The following is a 509-nucleotide window of genomic DNA, read 5'->3' as shown; positions in this document are numbered from 1 at the left end:
CCGATCCAGACCACGCGCGATTTGCCGGGCTTCTGGGCGGGCAGCTGGGCGGCCATCGCCAAGGAAATGCGCGGCCGCTATCCCCGCCATCCCTGGCCCGATGACCCTGCATCGGCCAATGCAACGCTGCGCACAAAAAACGCAGATGCGCGCGCGAAAGAAGCACGGTAAGGAAGCGCCATGTCGATCGCCCGAATCTATCAGCGCCCGAAGAATTCCATGTCGTCGGGCCGCGCACGCACCAGCATCTGGATGCTGGACTTCGCCCCCGCCGAGGCCAAGCTGCCCGATCCGCTCACCGGCTGGGCCGGCTCGGGCGATACGCGCGACCAGCTCCGCCTCACCTTCCCGACGCAGGAAGCGGCGATCGCTTATGCCGAGCGCGAAGGGCTGGCCTTCACCGTGCTTCCCGCACCGGAACGCACGCTGAAGCTGCAAAGCTACGCCGACAACTTCCGCTAAGAGCCGGGCGCGGCGCGGCGGTTATCCCGCCAGCATTCCCGCGCCCA

General features: G+C 67.4%; 2 protein-coding genes. Both read left to right on the top strand.

Annotation, left to right across the window (positions count from 1 at the left end; all coding sequences use genetic code 11):
• The first annotated feature begins 3 nt into the window (after window positions 1-3).
• A complete protein-coding gene (locus AACY52_RS32475; protein WP_370468074.1) occupies window positions 4-171 on the top strand; it encodes an ATP-dependent helicase C-terminal domain-containing protein in 168 nt (55 codons plus the stop codon).
• Between the two features lie 9 nt (window positions 172-180).
• Window positions 181-462, top strand: coding sequence for an ETC complex I subunit (locus tag AACY52_RS30165; protein ID WP_339561356.1), 282 nt, complete (start codon window positions 181-183; stop codon window positions 460-462).
• Window positions 463-509: the final 47 nt, after the last annotated feature.

The organism is Pseudomonas sp. EA_65y_Pfl1_P113 (genome assembly GCF_963970525.1).
Taxonomy (GTDB): Bacteria; Pseudomonadota; Gammaproteobacteria; order Pseudomonadales; family Pseudomonadaceae; genus Aquipseudomonas; species Aquipseudomonas tritici.
Note: the sequence above shows the minus strand (reverse complement) of the source record. Positions and strands in the feature narration are given on the sequence as shown.

Coding starts and splice junctions, on each gene's coding strand:
- AACY52_RS30165 (WP_339561356.1), top strand. CDS start 181: ATGTCGATCGCCCGAATCTATCAGCGCCCGAAGAATTCCATGTCGTCG.